The following is a 13,697-nucleotide window of genomic DNA, read 5'->3' as shown; positions in this document are numbered from 1 at the left end:
AGGCTAGGTCACGGACCTCAGGTGACGGCGACGACCCCGAGGGACGAGGGTCCGAGGAGGTTCTCCCTGCGGGCCACCACGACCGCCGCGCCGATCGTCGCGGCCACCGCGAGGATGTTGAGCGTCGGCAAGGAGATGCTCTTGACGAGCACGAACGTGTCCAGGGACTGCGAACGCAGCAGCCACAGCATGAAGACGGCCTTGCCGAGCCCTAGCGCACCCCACATCAACGTGAGACCGCCGAAGAGCCGTCGCAGGGCCGGCCTCAGGGAGAGCTCGCGGTCCATCGGGTAGAAGTCCCCGGCGAGCCGGGCGACCATCGGACTGGCAGAGGCCAGGGACAGCAGGAACATCGCCGCGATCAGGCCGTCGCTGATGATGGGCTGGAGGAAGTACAGATAGGTGCTGTCGGTCAGCACCGCGATCAGCGTGCGACCGGTCATGACGCTCGCGGTCAGGATCAGCAGCCCGGAGGTCCGGCGCCCGGTCACGGCCCGCCAGGCGATCGCGCCGTAGGACCAGCCGAGCGCGACGAACATCGCCACCCACACGCTGGTCAGCCGGAAGCCGACGTAGAAGAGCACGGCGGGTGCCACGCACGCCACCAAGAGGCTGAGGGCCACCCTCCGGATCACTGCGCCCAGCTGGGGACGCGTCCGATGGTCGTGCACAACGGGGGCCGCGGCGTGAAGCGTCGGCATGGAACCCTGTCCCGCCGACCGCGACCGGCTCGTCTGAAGCGCGTAACTCCGGGCCGAAGCGGCTAAGGGGCCGCCGCGGCGTCACCGCAGTACTTCGACAGTACCCAGGGAGCCTTACTTCCAACCTTCCTCGAATGGGTCAGCTACGACGGGTCGGTGTCCGGCGCCCCGATACGCTCGACCGCGCCCGAGGCTTGCTCATCGGAAGGGAAACCCACGTGCGGATCGGATACAAGGCTTCGGCCGAGCAGTTCGGGCCGCGCGAGCTGGTCGAGCTGGCGGTGCACGCCGAAGAGGTCGGCCTCGACTCGGTCTGGGTCTCCGACCACTTCCAGCCGTGGCGGCACGTGGGCGGCCACGCACCGTTCTCCCTCTCCTGGCTCGCCGCAGTGGGCGAGCGCACCCACAGGGTCACTCTCGGCACCAGCGTGCTGACCCCGACGTACCGCTACAACCCCGCCGTCCTCGCCCAGGCCTTCGGCACCCTCGGCGAGCTCTACCCGGAGCGCATCGTGCTCGGCGTCGGGACCGGCGAGGCCCTCAACGAGGTCGCCGTCTCGGCCGGGCTGGAGTGGCCGGAGTTCAAGGAGCGCTTCGCACGGCTGCGGGAGGCGGTCCGGCTGATGCGGGCTCTGTGGGCCGGCGAGCGAGTGACCTTCGAGGGCGACTTCTACGCCACCGACGAGGCCACGGTGTACGACGCCCCGGACGGCGGCGTGCCGGTGTACGTCGCGGCTGGCGGCCCGGTCGTCGCCAAGTACGCCGGCCGTGCGGGCGACGGGTTCATCTGCACGTCGGGCAAGGGCATGGACCTCTACACCGACAAGCTGCTGCCCGCTGTCGCCGAGGGTGCCGAGGCGGCCGGCCGCGACCTCGCCGGGCTCGACAAGATGATCGAGATCAAGCTCTCCTACGCACGCACGGAGGAAGAGGCGCTCGAGAACACGCGCTTCTGGGCGCCGCTCTCCCTGACCACGGAGCAGAAGCACGGCCTGGACGACCCGGTCGAGATGGCCGCCGCGGCCGACGCCCTGCCGATCGACCAGGTGGCCAAGCGGTGGATCGTCGCCACGGACCCCGAGCAGGTGGTCGCGGAGGTCCGGCCGTACGTCGACGCCGGCTTCACCCACCTGGTCTTCCACGCCCCCGGCCACGACCAGGCCGGCTTCCTCGACGACTTCGCCCGCGACGTGGTCCCGAGGATGCGGTCGCTCTAACGGCCCGGGGAAGATGCTCCTTCCCGCCGATTGAACGTTCAGTCAAGAGTCGCTACTGTGCCCTCACCCGCATGGCCTGGGAGGGACCGGGATGGCACGCAACGCGACCCGTCACGTTCGTACGACGCTGGGCGCGGCGGCGGTGATGCTCACCGTGCTCTCGGCCCTGACGGCCTGCACCAGCGAGGACCCAGGTCCCCCAGCGAACGCCGCACCCTCCGCGGGCAGCAGCGAAGAGAGCGACACCGAGGAGTCACCCACTCCGCTCGCATCGGGCGAGGAGATGGAGCTCAGCGTCCTCACCTACAACATCGAGTACAGCGGCGACAAGACCACCGACGCGGTGATCAAGGACGTCGGCGCCGACATCGTCGGCGTCCTGGAGTCCTACGACCGGCTGCCCGAGATCGCGGAGAAGACGGGCTACCCCTACTACAACCTCGGGCTGCAGATCCTGTCGAAGTACCCCATCCACGAGCCCTCCGGCGCCGACGGGCTCTACTCCCTCATCGAGGTGCAGCCGGGCTACGTCGTCGCGATGTTCAACACCCACCTCGACTACGTCCGCTACGGCCCGCGCCTCTACCTCAACGGCATGGCGGTCGAGGACGTGCTCGCGTCCGAGGACGTGGTGCGCACCAGCTCCATCGAGGTGCTCACACCCGACGTGCAGAACCTGATCGACGAGGGCTACCCGGTGTTCCTCACCGGCGACCTCAACCAGCCCTCCAGCCTCGACTACACGGAGGCGACTCTCGGCATGCGCGAGGGCGTCGACGACGTCATCCCCTGGACGGTCAGCGAGGCGCTGCTCGCCACCGGCCTGCGCGACAGCTTCCGCGAGATCCACCCCGACCCGGTCGAGAACCCCGGCCTCACGCACGGCAACCCCGACTTCCACGAGGGAGGCTTCGGCGACCGCATCGACTACCTGTACGCCGGCGGGCCGGCCACCACGCTGACCAGCGAGATGGTCGGCGAGGTCGGCGGGCCCAACGTGGACCGTGAGTACGACCCCTGGACGTCCGACCACCGGGCCGTCCTCTCGAGCTTCGACGTGACGCCGGTGGCCCTGCGGCAGACGCTCTCGCTCGACCGCCGGCTGATCACCGAGGGTGAGGATCTGGGCGCTCTCTACAACGCGCCTGGCAACGACGAGGGGACGATCTACGTGGTCCCGGAGGGTGGCGCCGCCGACGAGGCGGTCGTGTCCGTGGACGTCTCAGGCGAGTCCGGCACTACCCAGGTGGACACCACCACGCTCCGGCCCGCCGGCTACGACGTCGTGCTGACCGACGCCGACGGAGAGGAGCTGGAGCGCAACTCGTTCTGGATCCGCTCCGAGGAGGACGACATCGCGCTCGCGACCGACAAGACGACGTACGCCGTCGGCGAGCCGATCGAGGTGACCTGGGACGACGGCCCCGCGAACCGTTGGGACTGGGTGGGTGTCTACGAGGCGGACGCTGCCGACCCGGAGAAGGACGACTACCTCATCTGGGGCTACACCGGTGGACACGAGGCAGGCGCACTGCCGCCGACGGTCTTCGGCGAGATGACGATGGGCGACGAGTCGCAGGGCAAGCCGTGGCCGCTGCCGCCCGGTGACTACCGGATCCACTACCTGCTCGCCGACCAGTACAGCTCGGCCGGCTACGTCGACGTGACGGTGGAGTAGCGCTACCTCGAGCCGACGGCGTCGAGCCGGCCGGCGATCGGTGCGAGGTCGGCCTCGAGCCGTTCGAGGTCGGCCGCACCGAGGGCGTCGTACGGCGCCGCGGCGAGACGGTCGGTGTGAGCCTCGATCCGTGCCTTGGTCGCGCGACCCTCGTCGGTGAGCGCCTCGGCGGCGTCGAGGAGGCCGCGCGCCTGCAGACCGCGCACCACCTCGTCGAGCCGGGCGGCCGGCAGGTGGTGCACCCGGCCGAACTTCCGAGCGGGCGTGCCCTCGGACAACCCGTGCAGCATGTGCGCCTCGGCGCCGCCGACGCCCTCGGTCACGAGGGCCGCGATGTGCCCGTCGCCGCGGTGCTCGCGCAGCAGGGTGCCCGCGTGCCAGAGCCGGGCGACGGGCTCGTCGGGGATCGGCAACGCCCGGTGTGCGGCGTACATCGCGCGACCCTCGGTCGGCGCGCCGAGCGCCGCGGTGGTCAAGAGGTCGGCCGCGTTCGCGAGCTCGGGCGAGTCGGCGAGGTCACCGAGGATCCGTCGCAGGGCCGCAGCGCTCCCCCGCTGGCGAGCGACCACCGCGGCCTCGGGGGTGGTCACCGTCCAGACCCGCGGGATGTGCCGGGCCACCTCGCCGTCGGCGAAGTTGTAGAACAGCGCGTGCACCACCTCGGACGGCACCAGTCCGAGCGGGCCGGCGCGGCCCGCGAAGTAGCCGTCCCAGTAGTTGTCGCGCAGGCCGAGCTCGACGAGCGCCGCCGACGGTTCCTCGGCGTAGAAGGTGACCAGGTGGACCGGCTCGAGGAGCTGGAACATCCGGCGCGCGACGCTCCCGGCCATGGGCTCGCTCATCGGCGCACCGGGTAGCGCAGGTGCAGGACGCGGTCCCCCTGGATGACGACGTCGGGGTCCTCGAGGAGGTGCTGCGCGTCGATGCCGCCGAAGTAGGGCTTGCCGGCGCCGAAGATCACCGGCACCACGTCGATCGCGACGTAGTCGACCAGTCCGAGGGCGAGAGCCTGGGCGCCCGCGTTGCCGGCGCATACCGCGACCACCCGGTCGCCCGCTCGCTCCTCGGCGTCCGCGACCGCCTCGGCGACGTCGTCGTGGAAGGGGACGTCGGCCTCGGGGTGCCAGCCGTCGGGCTTGGGCCGGTGTGACACCACGAGCAGGTGGTCCCCCGCCGGAGGCTTGGCCTCCCAGCCGTTGGTGATGTCGAAGAGGTGCCGCCCCTGGATGGTGGCCCCGATGGTGCCCCAGAAGGAGCGGACGTAGTCGACGGACTTCTCGCTGACGCGGAAGGGCGCGTGGCGGTCCTCGCTCTCCTCGTCGACGAGCTTGCGGTCGCCGTTGAAGTACCACTCGAACAACGGCCCGACCTCGTCGTTGCGGTCGGCGATGTAACCGTCGAGCGACGCCACGGCGTGCATGATCACTGTTGCCATGTCAGGGCCGACCCTGGCAGCGCCGCGAACTCATCGTCCTGCCGATCGCCTGGCCAGGTGGACGACCACGTCGGCGTCGACCTTCACCTCGGGCGGTAGCACCTCCTGGATGGCGCCGAGCACCTCCGAGCGCGTGGGTGGGGGGAGCTCCAGGTAAGCCGACACTGTCGAGAGGTAGCCGACGTACGCCGCCGCGCTCATCGTCAGCCGGCGCTCGACGACGCGCTGCTGCACGTCGGTGAGGAGACCGGACCGCTCGAGCTCGGTCCCCGGCCACTGGAGGGTGCTCTCGGGCGGGGTCCCGTCAGGCGACGCGATGTCGTCGCTCTCGAGGTACGGCGCTCGCGCCGACCGCACCGCCTCCTCGACGGCGCGATCGGCCAGCCGGACCGGCCCTCCGAAGGACGCGAAGACCCCGTCGGCGTGCAGCATCGCGGCCACGCGGGACCACCGGCCCTCGGGCTCGGTCCAGTGCACGGAGGCCGCCGCGAACACGAGGTCGTACGTCTCCGCGTCGAGCTCGTCGAGCTGCTCGAACGACGACTGCACGGTCCGCACCGTCTCGGGGACGTGCCGGCGCAGCTCGGCCAGCATGGCCGCGTCTGGCTCGGTCGCGGTCACGGCCACCCCGTGCGCCGCGAAGAGCCTCGTCGCCTTGCCGGTCCCGGCACCGATCTCGAGCGCGGACGTGATCGGCCGGCCGGCGTACGACGACACGAGGCCGACCAGCTCGTCGGGGTACCCGGGCCGAAACCGCTCGTACGCCTGCGCCACGGATCCGAAGCTGAGCGCGCGTGAGGACATGAGCAGCAGCCTGCCAGGCGCGGGTCGAGGACGGGCTGGACGACCCTCGGTGGTCGAACAGGTCGCGCAGCGATCGTCACGAGGACGGTGACCACTCTTCGGCGGTGCGCGCTCACTGTGAGGTGAGCATCACACAACACTCCCTCGAAAACCCTGTGGACAAGGGCTTCTTGGGGTCCTCGGTTGTCGGTGGTCACCCCTAGCGTGGTGCCCACGATGATCGATCCCACACCCTTCCGCCGGCACCCGGTGCTCGACTGCACCGACGTCATCCGAGCCGCTCTTCACGACGTGGTCGACATCGACCTCACCTACATGCGCACCGAGGAGAAGGCCGAAGCCCTTCGCGAGCTCACCACCCTGACCTCCCCGATCGAAGGACTCCGCCTCAAGGTGCTCGCAGCCTCCGACGACGTGGCCGCCGAGCACGCCGACAAGAGGGTCGCGGACTGGGTCGCCCGTCAGACCAGGTGCGACAAACGCGCCGCCCACGCCCAGCAGACCCTCGCCGAAGCGTTGGACGGACGGTGGACACGCATCGGCGGCGGTGTGACCTCGGGGCGGGTGCACCTGGACCAGGCCCGAGTGATCGTGAGGGCGCTCGACCAGCTCCCACCCCAGATCGGCCCCGAGGTCCGCCGTCTCGCCGAGGAACAACTCCTCGAGTTCGCTGACGACTTCGGGCCGCGTGAGCTGGTCAAGCTCGGCGAGCGGATCCTGGCCTACGTCGCCCCCCAGGTCGCCGACGACGCCGAACGCAAAGCCCTCGAGGCCGCCGAAAGGCGCGCGGAGACCCGGACGCGGTTGACCTACAAGACCAGACCCGACGGTTCCCTGGAGTACTCCGGGGTCCTGCCCCCCGTCGAGGGCGCGATCCTCAAGACCGTCATCGACGCCAAGTCCTCACCCCGACGCCGCGACCAAGCCGGCGGGTGGACCGACCCAGCCACCGGGCAACGGCTCACCGCCGACCAAGTCCGCGGCGAAGCGTTCCGCGACCTCATCGCCAACCTCGACCCCCAAGACCTCGGCCAGCACGGCGGCAAGCCCGTGTCGGTGTTCGTCACCATCACCCACCGAGAGCTCACCACCGGGCTCGGCACCGCCCAGCTGTCCACCGCGGAGACCATCACCGCCGGCCACGCCCGCCGCCTCGCCTGCAATGCCGGGCTCATCCCCGCCGTGCTCGGCACCCAGTCCGAAGTCCTCGACCTCGGCCGCACCGCCAGACTCCACACGCCCGCCCAACGCAAAGCCCGCCTCCTCACCACGACCGAGTGCCAGATCGACGGCTGCACCGTCCCCGCCGCCTGGTGCGACAGCCACCACCCAGAACCCTGGTCACAAGGCGGCAAGACCAACCTGAAGGACCACTACTTCGCCTGCGCCTGGCACCACCACAAGATCCACGACCCCCGATACGAAACCACCTACCACCCCGACGGAGCCATCACCCTGCACAGACGCACGTGAGAGGGCGCGTGCGACTAGCGTGGCCGGGTGGACCCTCGGGCGTTCAGCCATCGGTACGCGCCTCGGCTGGTGGCGGAAATGCACCGCTTCAACGCCCGGCATCCGTGGAGCCACAACGACTTCTTCCACGCCTGGATCCTGCGCCGGCTGCCGGAGTCTCGCCGGCGCGCGCTCGACATCGGCTGCGGCCGCGGCGCGCTGCTCGAGCAGCTCGCCGAGACCTTCCAGACGGCGATCGGCACCGACCTCGACGCCGGCATGCGCCGGGAGGCCCAGCAGCGCCTCAAGGGTCGGCCGAACGCGTTCGTCGTCGCCGACGACGTTCATGCGCTTCGCGGGACCTTCGACGTGATCACCGTGGTCGCGGTGCTGCACCACCTCGACGCGCGCACGGCGTTGGCCGACGTACGCCGCCTGCTCGCGCCCGGAGGCAGGCTCTTGGTGGTCGGGCTCGCTCGCCCGGAGTCACGTGTCGACTGGGCGTGGGACGTGGCCAACCTCTTCCTCAACCCCGTGATCGGCATGGTGCTGCACCCCCGGGTGGCCAAGCGGGCGATCGCCGACAACGTACCCATGCCGGTGAAGGACCCCGAGGACTCGCTCGACCAGATCCGGCGCGCGTTCGACGAGGTCCTGCCCGGGTCGCGAGTGCGCCGCCGGGTCGGCTTCCGCTACACCGCCGAGTGGCAGCGGACGGCGGGTTCCGACCGAGGGCATACCTAGGACTACAACACCGGGCGCCCGCGTCATGGGCGCGCGAGGCGCGCGTCTCCGCACTGAACCGCCCTCACCCCCCGATCGAGAGGCAGCACGTCATGAGCACACCGGAGTGCGCAGGACACGAGTGGAGCATCAGCGCGGTCGAGGTCGCCCGGGCCGAGGTGTGGACCGAGGAGATCTGCCGGATCTGCGGCGACGAGCGCGTGACCCGGCCGGGCGCAGCGGTGAAGGCTGTCGCCCTGTCGGCCGCCGCGCTGGCCGTCGCGAGCTGAGCGGACGCACCAGACGAACTGGTGCATGCGCACCGTGCGCGCGCCCGGCGAGGCGCCTAGCGTCGAGCACATGTCCGGCGACGCGTGCGTGACCCATGAGTGGACACTCCTTGCGGTCGCTGTCGCGAAGAGCGGGGTGTGGGGCGGGGAGGCCTGCGAACGCTGTGGGGACGAGCGGGTGGTCCCGCCCAGCTGGACGCATCAGGTCGAGCTCTTCGCCAACCGGCGCTAGGAGCGCCGCAGCCCGTCGATCGCCAGCCCGTCGATCGCCAGCCCGTCGATCGCCAGCCCGAAGCGCTCGCCGATGAGCGCGTGCGTGGCTGCGTCGGGGTGCAGGTCGTCGGGCAACGGAAGTCGCTCCGCATCGTCGAGACCGTAGAGCGACAGACCGTCGAGGTAGTGCAGGTGTGCGTCCTCTCGCTGGTCCACCAGTCCGGCCAGCTCGCGACGGATCACCTCCAACGTGAGCTTGCCCCGCGCGACGTCGGCCGGATCGCCGGCCGCCACGAAGCGCAGCCGTCCCTCGGCGAGCCCGGACGGGTCCATGTCGCTGGGTCCAGGAGTGGACTCGTGGATCGGACAGGCGATCGGCGACACGACCAGCAACGGCGTGTCGGGGTGACCGTCGCGGATCGTGTCGAGGAACCCGTGCACAGCCGGGACGAACGCGCGCAGGCGCATCAGGTCGGTGTTCACGACGTTGATCCCGAGCTTGAGGCTGATCAGGTCGGCGGGCGTGTCGCGCAGCACGCGGGCCACGAACGGGTCGAGCAGCGCGCTGCCGCTGAAGCCGAGGTTGAGCAGCTCGATGCCGGCGTACGCCGCCGCGCGGGCCGGCCAGGTCGCGGTCGGGCTGCTCGCGTTGGAGCCGTGGCTGATCGAGCTGCCGTGGTGCACCCAGCGCGGGGCCGTCGCGGGATCGGCGGTGACAGGCGCGTCGGCGGCGAGTCCGACGAGCTTGGTGCGCTCGTTCCAGGGAAGCCACACCTCCACCCGCTTGTCGTGAGCCGGTAGCCCGTCGAGCTCCACGACCGCGGTCGAGCCGGGCGTGTGCTCGTAGCCGCCCGTCGCCAGGTCGAAGGTGAGCGTGTCACCCCCGATCGCCGTCGCCTGCGCGACCAGCTCGCCGTCGAGCAGGAGGTCGTAGACACCGTCCGGACGCGGCGGGGCGCCGACGTACACCTGCTTGGTCGGGACCGTCTCGAGACGCAGCCTGGTGGCGCGCGTGCGCAGCACCAGGCGTACGCCGGAGGGTTGCGCGGCGGCGAACGCGAGCTGAGGGTCGGCGCGCCGGCGCGCCCAGACGGGGAGTCGCTGCGGCAGCAGTCCTCGACCAGTGGGCTCGAGCTCGACCGCGCCGCGCACCATGTCGGCGGTCAGCGGCACGGGGGTCAGATCGGGCGCGGAGGGCATGGACCCAGCATGCCGAAGCTGCTAGGTCAGTCGTCGGGCAGCGTCCGACGCTCGCCGACGGGACCCTCGGCGAGAGGGAACGCCAGGGCTCCGGCGCGGACCCACCACTCCATGACGTCGTAGACCAGGCGGCCTGCGATCACGGACGGGTCGGCGTCGGACAGCCGGGCCGCCTCCGCGGCGTCGCAGGCGAAGACCGACATGCCCCGGTACGCCGGGTCCGACTGCTCACCGAACGGTCCGTTGGCCGCCAGCAGGCCGCGGCGACCGAGGTCCGCGCGGTAGGCCAGGTGCCGGGCCTGCAGGTCGTCGAGCTCCTCGTCGGACATCACGGGCGCGTCCGCCGGCCGCCTCAGCACCACGACCGTGACCACGTCGAAGGCGTCAGGGATGTTCGGGTCGCGCGCCATGGTCCTCGACCCTAGTCCGACAGGATGGACCCCGTGAGCGAGCGGCACCCTGTCGACGAGGCGTTCGTCGCGGTCGCGCGGACGCTGGTCGCGGGGGACCCGGGGGCCGCCGGGGACCCGGAGCCGAGCCCTGTCGACGACCGCGACGTGCTCGCGCTCTTCCGGGCGCAGGCGCTCAGCCGGCACGTGGACTTCGCGGCCCGGTGGCTGCAGGCGCGCGGCGAGGGCTTCTACACGATCGCGTCGGCCGGCCACGAGGCCAACGCGGCCGTGGGGCTGGTCACCAGGGTCGACGACCCGGCGTTGCTGCACTACCGGTCGGGCGGCTTCTACGCGGCGCGGGCCGCACGTCACGCCGAGGAGCGACCCGAGGCGGCGACCGACGCGGCCCGCGACCTCCTGCTCAGCCTCGCCTCGGCTGCGGCCGACCCGATCTCCGGCGGTCGGCACAAGGTGTTCGGCCATGCGGCGCTGCACGTCGTGCCCCAGACCTCGACCATCGCGTCGCACCTGCCCCGAGCGGTGGGGCTCGGCCTCGCGCTCGGCGCCCTCGCGTCGGTGACCGACCACGAGTGGCCCGACGACGCGATCGTCGTGTGCAGCCTCGGCGACGCCTCGGTCAACCACTCGACGGCCCAGGGCGCCCTCAACGCGGCGGCGTACCTGACCCACCGCGGCCTCGACGTCCCCGTCCTCTTCGTGTGCGAGGACAACGGCCTCGGCATCAGCACGCCCACCCCCGCCGGCTGGACCGCACGCACGCTGCAGGCGTTGCCCGGGATCGCGTACGTCGCGGCGCCCGACCCCTCCCCCGGCCCGCTCCTGACCGCCGTCCGCGAGACCGTCGACCAGGTGCGCAGCACCCGTCGTCCGGCCGTGCTGCACCTGTCGACGGTGCGGTTCCTCGGGCACGCGGGGTCCGACGTCGAGCTGGCGTACCGCACCCGGGCCGAGCTCGCCGCCGACCTCGCCCGCGACCCGCTCGTGGCGACCGCGCGGCACCTCGTGGACCAGCGCGTGCTCACCGCCGAGGGCGTGCTCGAGGTCTACGAGTCGCAGCGGGCGGCCGTCGTCGCGCAGGCCGAGCGCGTCGTGGGCGCCGAGCGTCTGGGCACGCGCGCCGACGTCATGCGCCCCCTGACCGCGCCCCGCAGCCAGAGAAGCGCTCGACCAGCCGCCGTCGCGACGACCCAGGAGGCCGGGCTCACCCTGGCGCAGGCTGTCAACGCGACGCTCGCCGACATCCTGGCGACGCACCCGAACGCCCTGGTGCTCGGTGAGGACGTCGGCCGCAAGGGGGGCGTGTACGGCGTCACCCGCGGTCTGCACCGACGCTTCGGGGGCCGCCGGGTCGTCGACACACTGCTCGACGAGCAGACGATCCTGGGCACCGCGCTCGGTCTCGCGCTGGCCGGCGCGCTGCCGATCCCGGAGATCCAGTACCTCGCCTACCTCCACAACGCGGAGGACCAGCTCCGCGGCGAAGCGGCCACGCTCGGCTTCTTCTCCGACGGTCAGTACGCCAACCCGATGGTGGTGCGGGTCGCCGGGCTCGCCTACCAGTCCGGCTTCGGTGGTCACTTCCACAACGACAACTCCGTCGCGGTGCTGCGGGACGTCCCCGGCCTGGTGGTGTGCGTGCCCAGCCATCCGTCCGATGCCCCGGCGCTGCTGCGGGAGTGCGTCCGCCTGGCCGAGGAAGACGCCAGGGTCTGCGTCTACCTCGAGCCGATCGCGCTCTACCACCGCAAGGACCTGTACGCCGCCGGCGACGGGCTTTGGACCTCTGCCCCCTCCTCCGACGGGGACGCGGGCCGGCGCACGCGACGTCACGGCTCCGGCACCGACCTGTTGATGGTCACCTTCGGCAACGGGTTGCCCATGTCGCTGCGGGCAGCCAGAGAGCTGGAGTCCTCGGGCGTGCGCAGCACCGTCCTCGACCTGCGCTGGCTCGCCCCGCTCCCCGAGGCGGAGATCCTGGCGGTCGCGCGAGGCTTCCCCGCGGTGCTCGTCGTCGACGAGACACGGGCGAGCGGGGGCGTCGCCGACGCGGTGGTCGCGACGCTCGCCAGGGCCGGCCACGCCGCGCGGCTGGGCAGCGTGAGCAGCGCCGACAGCCTCATCCCCCTCGGACCGGCGGCTGCGACCGTGCTGCTGGGCGAGGACGAGGTCGTCGCCGCGGCCGCTGCGCTTGTCGGTGCGCCTGGTTAGCGTCGAATCCATGGGCATCGAGGTCCGCTCCGCCACCAGCTTCGCCGACGTGGCGGGGTGATTGGGCCGTCTTGGCTGGGATCTCGCACGTGGGCACTCGCTCGCTCTTCGAGGCCGCAGGCTTGCAGAAGGTCCACGACACCGACTCGGTGACGGACGGCTTTCCTCGCGTCGTCATGCGCCGCCTGCTCCCCTGACCCCGTCGAGCCGGGCCTCCAGCCACGCGCGCTCGCCCGCGCCGAGGTGCTCCAGCCGCACCCGCAAGGCCTGCTCGTCGACCCAGAGGTCCTCGGCGGCCTCGTGGAGGTCGCGGCTCCACTCCAGCGCCACGGCGACGACCTCCAGGTCGGGCAGCAGCAGGCGGGCGGTCTCCTTCTCGACACGCAGCTCCTCCCGCTCGGCGAGCGTCACCGGCACGGGGCCGCGCTCGACGTGCAGGCACTCGTGGAGCACCGTCGTACGCCGCTCGGCCTGGGTCATGCCCCGCCGGAGGGAGACCGTGCCGCCGACGAAGTCGGTGACCCCGGCCTCGCCGCCGTCGTGCCACAGCAGCCGCACCTGCCCGAGCGCCGCGAAGCGCCGCCACGGATGGATCGCCCTCGTCATGGCCGCCGATCGTAGAGCCGGCCACCGACGCCGGCGTCCCGGACTGCGAGGCTGACTAGGGGTGACGCGAGCGTGTGTAGCGCGCCGCCTTGCGCTGCATCGGCGTCGAGGTCTGCCGCAGCGGCGCCGCGCTGCGCTGACCCTCGGCAGCGTCCAGGATCGCGTCGACCACGCCCAGCACCAGCTCCCGCTCCCGCTCGGTGAGCCGGTCGGCGCGCTTGGGCAGCTCGAACCGGCCCAGGCGCTTGCGCTGGCCGGCCGCCAGGAGGACCTCGTCGACCTTGACCTTCAGCATCAGCGCGATCGCGTCGGCGGTCTCGTCGCTGATGTTCTGGTGACCGTCCTCACGGATCCGCCGCGCGGTCTCGTAGGAGATGACCTTGCCGCCGCCGGGCTTCTCGGGGAGCTTGAGCCACGCCTCGCGCAGGCTGAGCTTCTCGCCGCGACCGCGGCGGCTGCCGAGCTCTGCCAGCCGTCGCTCGAGCAGCTGCTTGAGGGTCTCGCTGGACTGCGCCACGCTCTTGGCCTCCACGCCTCATCGACTTGCCTGCCTGACCTGGATGTCGGTCGTTCGACGACCGCACCGTCACCTCGACGCGACCACAAGTCTTCCACCCGCCGTTCGGCGGCCGTCGGGGGCATGACCTGCGCAAATGATTCCTACTGACCCGTCCGCCCGTTCACAACTGGTTGCTACGGACACAGGAGCAAGTTGCATGCCACCCACCAGCGAGGCACGATGATCCCGCTCCTACGC

The 13,697-nt window shown here is 71.6% G+C and carries 15 protein-coding genes; 7 read left to right on the top strand and 8 right to left on the bottom strand.

The window, feature by feature from the left end; translation table 11 throughout:
• Positions 1-17: 17 nt before the first annotated feature.
• Positions 18-701, bottom strand: coding sequence for a VC0807 family protein (locus ABD295_RS01775; protein WP_344301873.1), 684 nt, complete (start codon positions 699-701; stop codon positions 18-20).
• Positions 702-919: 218 nt separating this feature from the next.
• Between ABD295_RS01775 and fgd the strand changes: the two genes are divergently transcribed.
• Together fgd and ABD295_RS01765 are read left to right on the top strand one after the other, a co-directional pair.
• The gene (fgd, locus tag ABD295_RS01770) at positions 920-1,918 is read left to right on the top strand and encodes a glucose-6-phosphate dehydrogenase (coenzyme-F420) (RefSeq protein WP_344301872.1); all 999 of its coding nucleotides are present in this window, start codon (positions 920-922) and stop codon (positions 1,916-1,918) included.
• 91 nt (positions 1,919-2,009) lie between these two features.
• The gene (locus ABD295_RS01765; protein WP_344301871.1) at positions 2,010-3,596 is read left to right on the top strand and encodes an endonuclease/exonuclease/phosphatase family protein; all 1,587 of its coding nucleotides are present in this window, start codon (positions 2,010-2,012) and stop codon (positions 3,594-3,596) included.
• A gap of 2 nt (positions 3,597-3,598) precedes the next feature.
• Here the strand turns inward: ABD295_RS01765 and ABD295_RS01760 are convergent, their stop codons facing one another.
• The 3 genes from ABD295_RS01760 to ABD295_RS01750 are packed head-to-tail and all read right to left on the bottom strand — an operon-like array spanning position 3,599 to position 5,835.
• Positions 3,599-4,438 carry an SCO6745 family protein gene (locus ABD295_RS01760; RefSeq protein WP_344301870.1) on the bottom strand — a complete coding sequence of 280 codons (840 nt, stop codon included), beginning with the start codon at positions 4,436-4,438 and terminating at the stop codon, positions 3,599-3,601.
• A complete protein-coding gene (locus ABD295_RS01755) occupies positions 4,435-5,031 on the bottom strand; it encodes a dihydrofolate reductase family protein (RefSeq protein WP_344301869.1) in 597 nt (198 codons plus the stop codon). Before ABD295_RS01755 ends, ABD295_RS01760 begins: the two co-directional genes overlap by 4 nt.
• A gap of 30 nt (positions 5,032-5,061) precedes the next feature.
• Positions 5,062-5,835, bottom strand: a complete 774-nt coding sequence (locus ABD295_RS01750; RefSeq protein WP_344301868.1) for a class I SAM-dependent methyltransferase — start codon at positions 5,833-5,835, stop codon at positions 5,062-5,064.
• Between the two features lie 216 nt (positions 5,836-6,051).
• Between ABD295_RS01750 and ABD295_RS01745 the strand changes: the two genes are divergently transcribed.
• The 4 genes from ABD295_RS01745 (at position 6,052) to ABD295_RS01730 (ending at position 8,532) form a co-directional block, all read left to right on the top strand.
• The gene (locus ABD295_RS01745; protein WP_344301867.1) at positions 6,052-7,308 is read left to right on the top strand and encodes an HNH endonuclease signature motif containing protein; all 1,257 of its coding nucleotides are present in this window, start codon (positions 6,052-6,054) and stop codon (positions 7,306-7,308) included.
• Positions 7,309-7,335: 27 nt separating this feature from the next.
• Positions 7,336-8,031 (top strand): class I SAM-dependent methyltransferase, encoded by a 696-nt coding sequence (locus ABD295_RS01740; protein WP_344301866.1) that lies wholly within the window; start codon positions 7,336-7,338, stop codon positions 8,029-8,031.
• A 92-nt stretch (positions 8,032-8,123) separates the two neighbouring features.
• Positions 8,124-8,300, top strand: coding sequence for a hypothetical protein (locus tag ABD295_RS01735; protein ID WP_344301865.1), 177 nt, complete (start codon positions 8,124-8,126; stop codon positions 8,298-8,300).
• Between the two features lie 25 nt (positions 8,301-8,325).
• Entirely contained in the window at positions 8,326-8,532 is a 207-nt protein-coding gene (locus ABD295_RS01730; RefSeq protein WP_344301864.1) for a hypothetical protein, read from the top strand.
• On the opposite strand, the gene ABD295_RS01725 is transcribed toward ABD295_RS01730, so the two are convergent.
• Together ABD295_RS01725 and ABD295_RS01720 are read right to left on the bottom strand one after the other, a co-directional pair.
• Positions 8,529-9,713 (bottom strand): SGNH/GDSL hydrolase family protein, encoded by a 1,185-nt coding sequence (locus ABD295_RS01725; protein WP_344301863.1) that lies wholly within the window; start codon positions 9,711-9,713, stop codon positions 8,529-8,531. The two genes, ABD295_RS01730 and ABD295_RS01725, sit on opposite strands and share 4 nt — an antisense overlap.
• Positions 9,714-9,739: 26 nt before the next feature.
• A complete protein-coding gene (locus ABD295_RS01720) occupies positions 9,740-10,123 on the bottom strand; it encodes a YciI family protein (protein WP_344301862.1) in 384 nt (127 codons plus the stop codon).
• 33 nt (positions 10,124-10,156) lie between these two features.
• On the opposite strand from ABD295_RS01720, the gene ABD295_RS01715 reads away from it, so the two are divergent.
• Positions 10,157-12,334: a thiamine pyrophosphate-dependent enzyme gene (locus ABD295_RS01715; protein ID WP_344301861.1), complete on the top strand. Its 2,178-nt coding sequence runs from the start codon at positions 10,157-10,159 to the stop codon at positions 12,332-12,334.
• A 174-nt stretch (positions 12,335-12,508) separates the two neighbouring features.
• Here the strand turns inward: ABD295_RS01715 and ABD295_RS01710 are convergent, their stop codons facing one another.
• Positions 12,509-12,940: a hypothetical protein gene (locus tag ABD295_RS01710; protein ID WP_344301860.1), complete on the bottom strand. Its 432-nt coding sequence runs from the start codon at positions 12,938-12,940 to the stop codon at positions 12,509-12,511.
• A 55-nt stretch (positions 12,941-12,995) separates the two neighbouring features.
• Positions 12,996-13,472, bottom strand: coding sequence for a hypothetical protein (locus ABD295_RS01705; protein ID WP_344301859.1), 477 nt, complete (start codon positions 13,470-13,472; stop codon positions 12,996-12,998).
• Between the last annotated feature and the right edge of the window lie 225 nt (positions 13,473-13,697).

Source organism: Nocardioides bigeumensis, assembly GCF_039531755.1.
GTDB classification, from domain to species: domain Bacteria; phylum Actinomycetota; class Actinomycetes; order Propionibacteriales; family Nocardioidaceae; genus Nocardioides; species Nocardioides bigeumensis.
The sequence above is the reverse complement of the archived record's forward strand: the minus strand, read 5'-3'. Positions and strand labels throughout refer to the sequence as shown.

Excerpts from the sequence above, each read along its gene's own strand:
- ABD295_RS01775 (WP_344301873.1), bottom strand. The coding sequence starts at position 701 with ATGCCGACGCTTCACGCCGCGGCCCCCGTTGTGCACGACCATCGGACG.
- ABD295_RS01765 (WP_344301871.1), top strand. The coding sequence starts at position 2,010 with ATGGCACGCAACGCGACCCGTCACGTTCGTACGACGCTGGGCGCGGCG.
- ABD295_RS01760 (WP_344301870.1), bottom strand. The coding sequence starts at position 4,438 with ATGAGCGAGCCCATGGCCGGGAGCGTCGCGCGCCGGATGTTCCAGCTC.
- ABD295_RS01755 (WP_344301869.1), bottom strand. The coding sequence starts at position 5,031 with ATGGCAACAGTGATCATGCACGCCGTGGCGTCGCTCGACGGTTACATC.
- ABD295_RS01750 (WP_344301868.1), bottom strand. The coding sequence starts at position 5,835 with ATGTCCTCACGCGCGCTCAGCTTCGGATCCGTGGCGCAGGCGTACGAG.
- ABD295_RS01745 (WP_344301867.1), top strand. The coding sequence starts at position 6,052 with ATGATCGATCCCACACCCTTCCGCCGGCACCCGGTGCTCGACTGCACC.
- ABD295_RS01735 (WP_344301865.1), top strand. The coding sequence starts at position 8,124 with ATGAGCACACCGGAGTGCGCAGGACACGAGTGGAGCATCAGCGCGGTC.
- ABD295_RS01730 (WP_344301864.1), top strand. The coding sequence starts at position 8,326 with ATGCGCACCGTGCGCGCGCCCGGCGAGGCGCCTAGCGTCGAGCACATG.
- ABD295_RS01725 (WP_344301863.1), bottom strand. The coding sequence starts at position 9,713 with ATGCCCTCCGCGCCCGATCTGACCCCCGTGCCGCTGACCGCCGACATG.
- ABD295_RS01720 (WP_344301862.1), bottom strand. The coding sequence starts at position 10,123 with ATGGCGCGCGACCCGAACATCCCTGACGCCTTCGACGTGGTCACGGTC.
- ABD295_RS01710 (WP_344301860.1), bottom strand. The coding sequence starts at position 12,940 with ATGACGAGGGCGATCCATCCGTGGCGGCGCTTCGCGGCGCTCGGGCAG.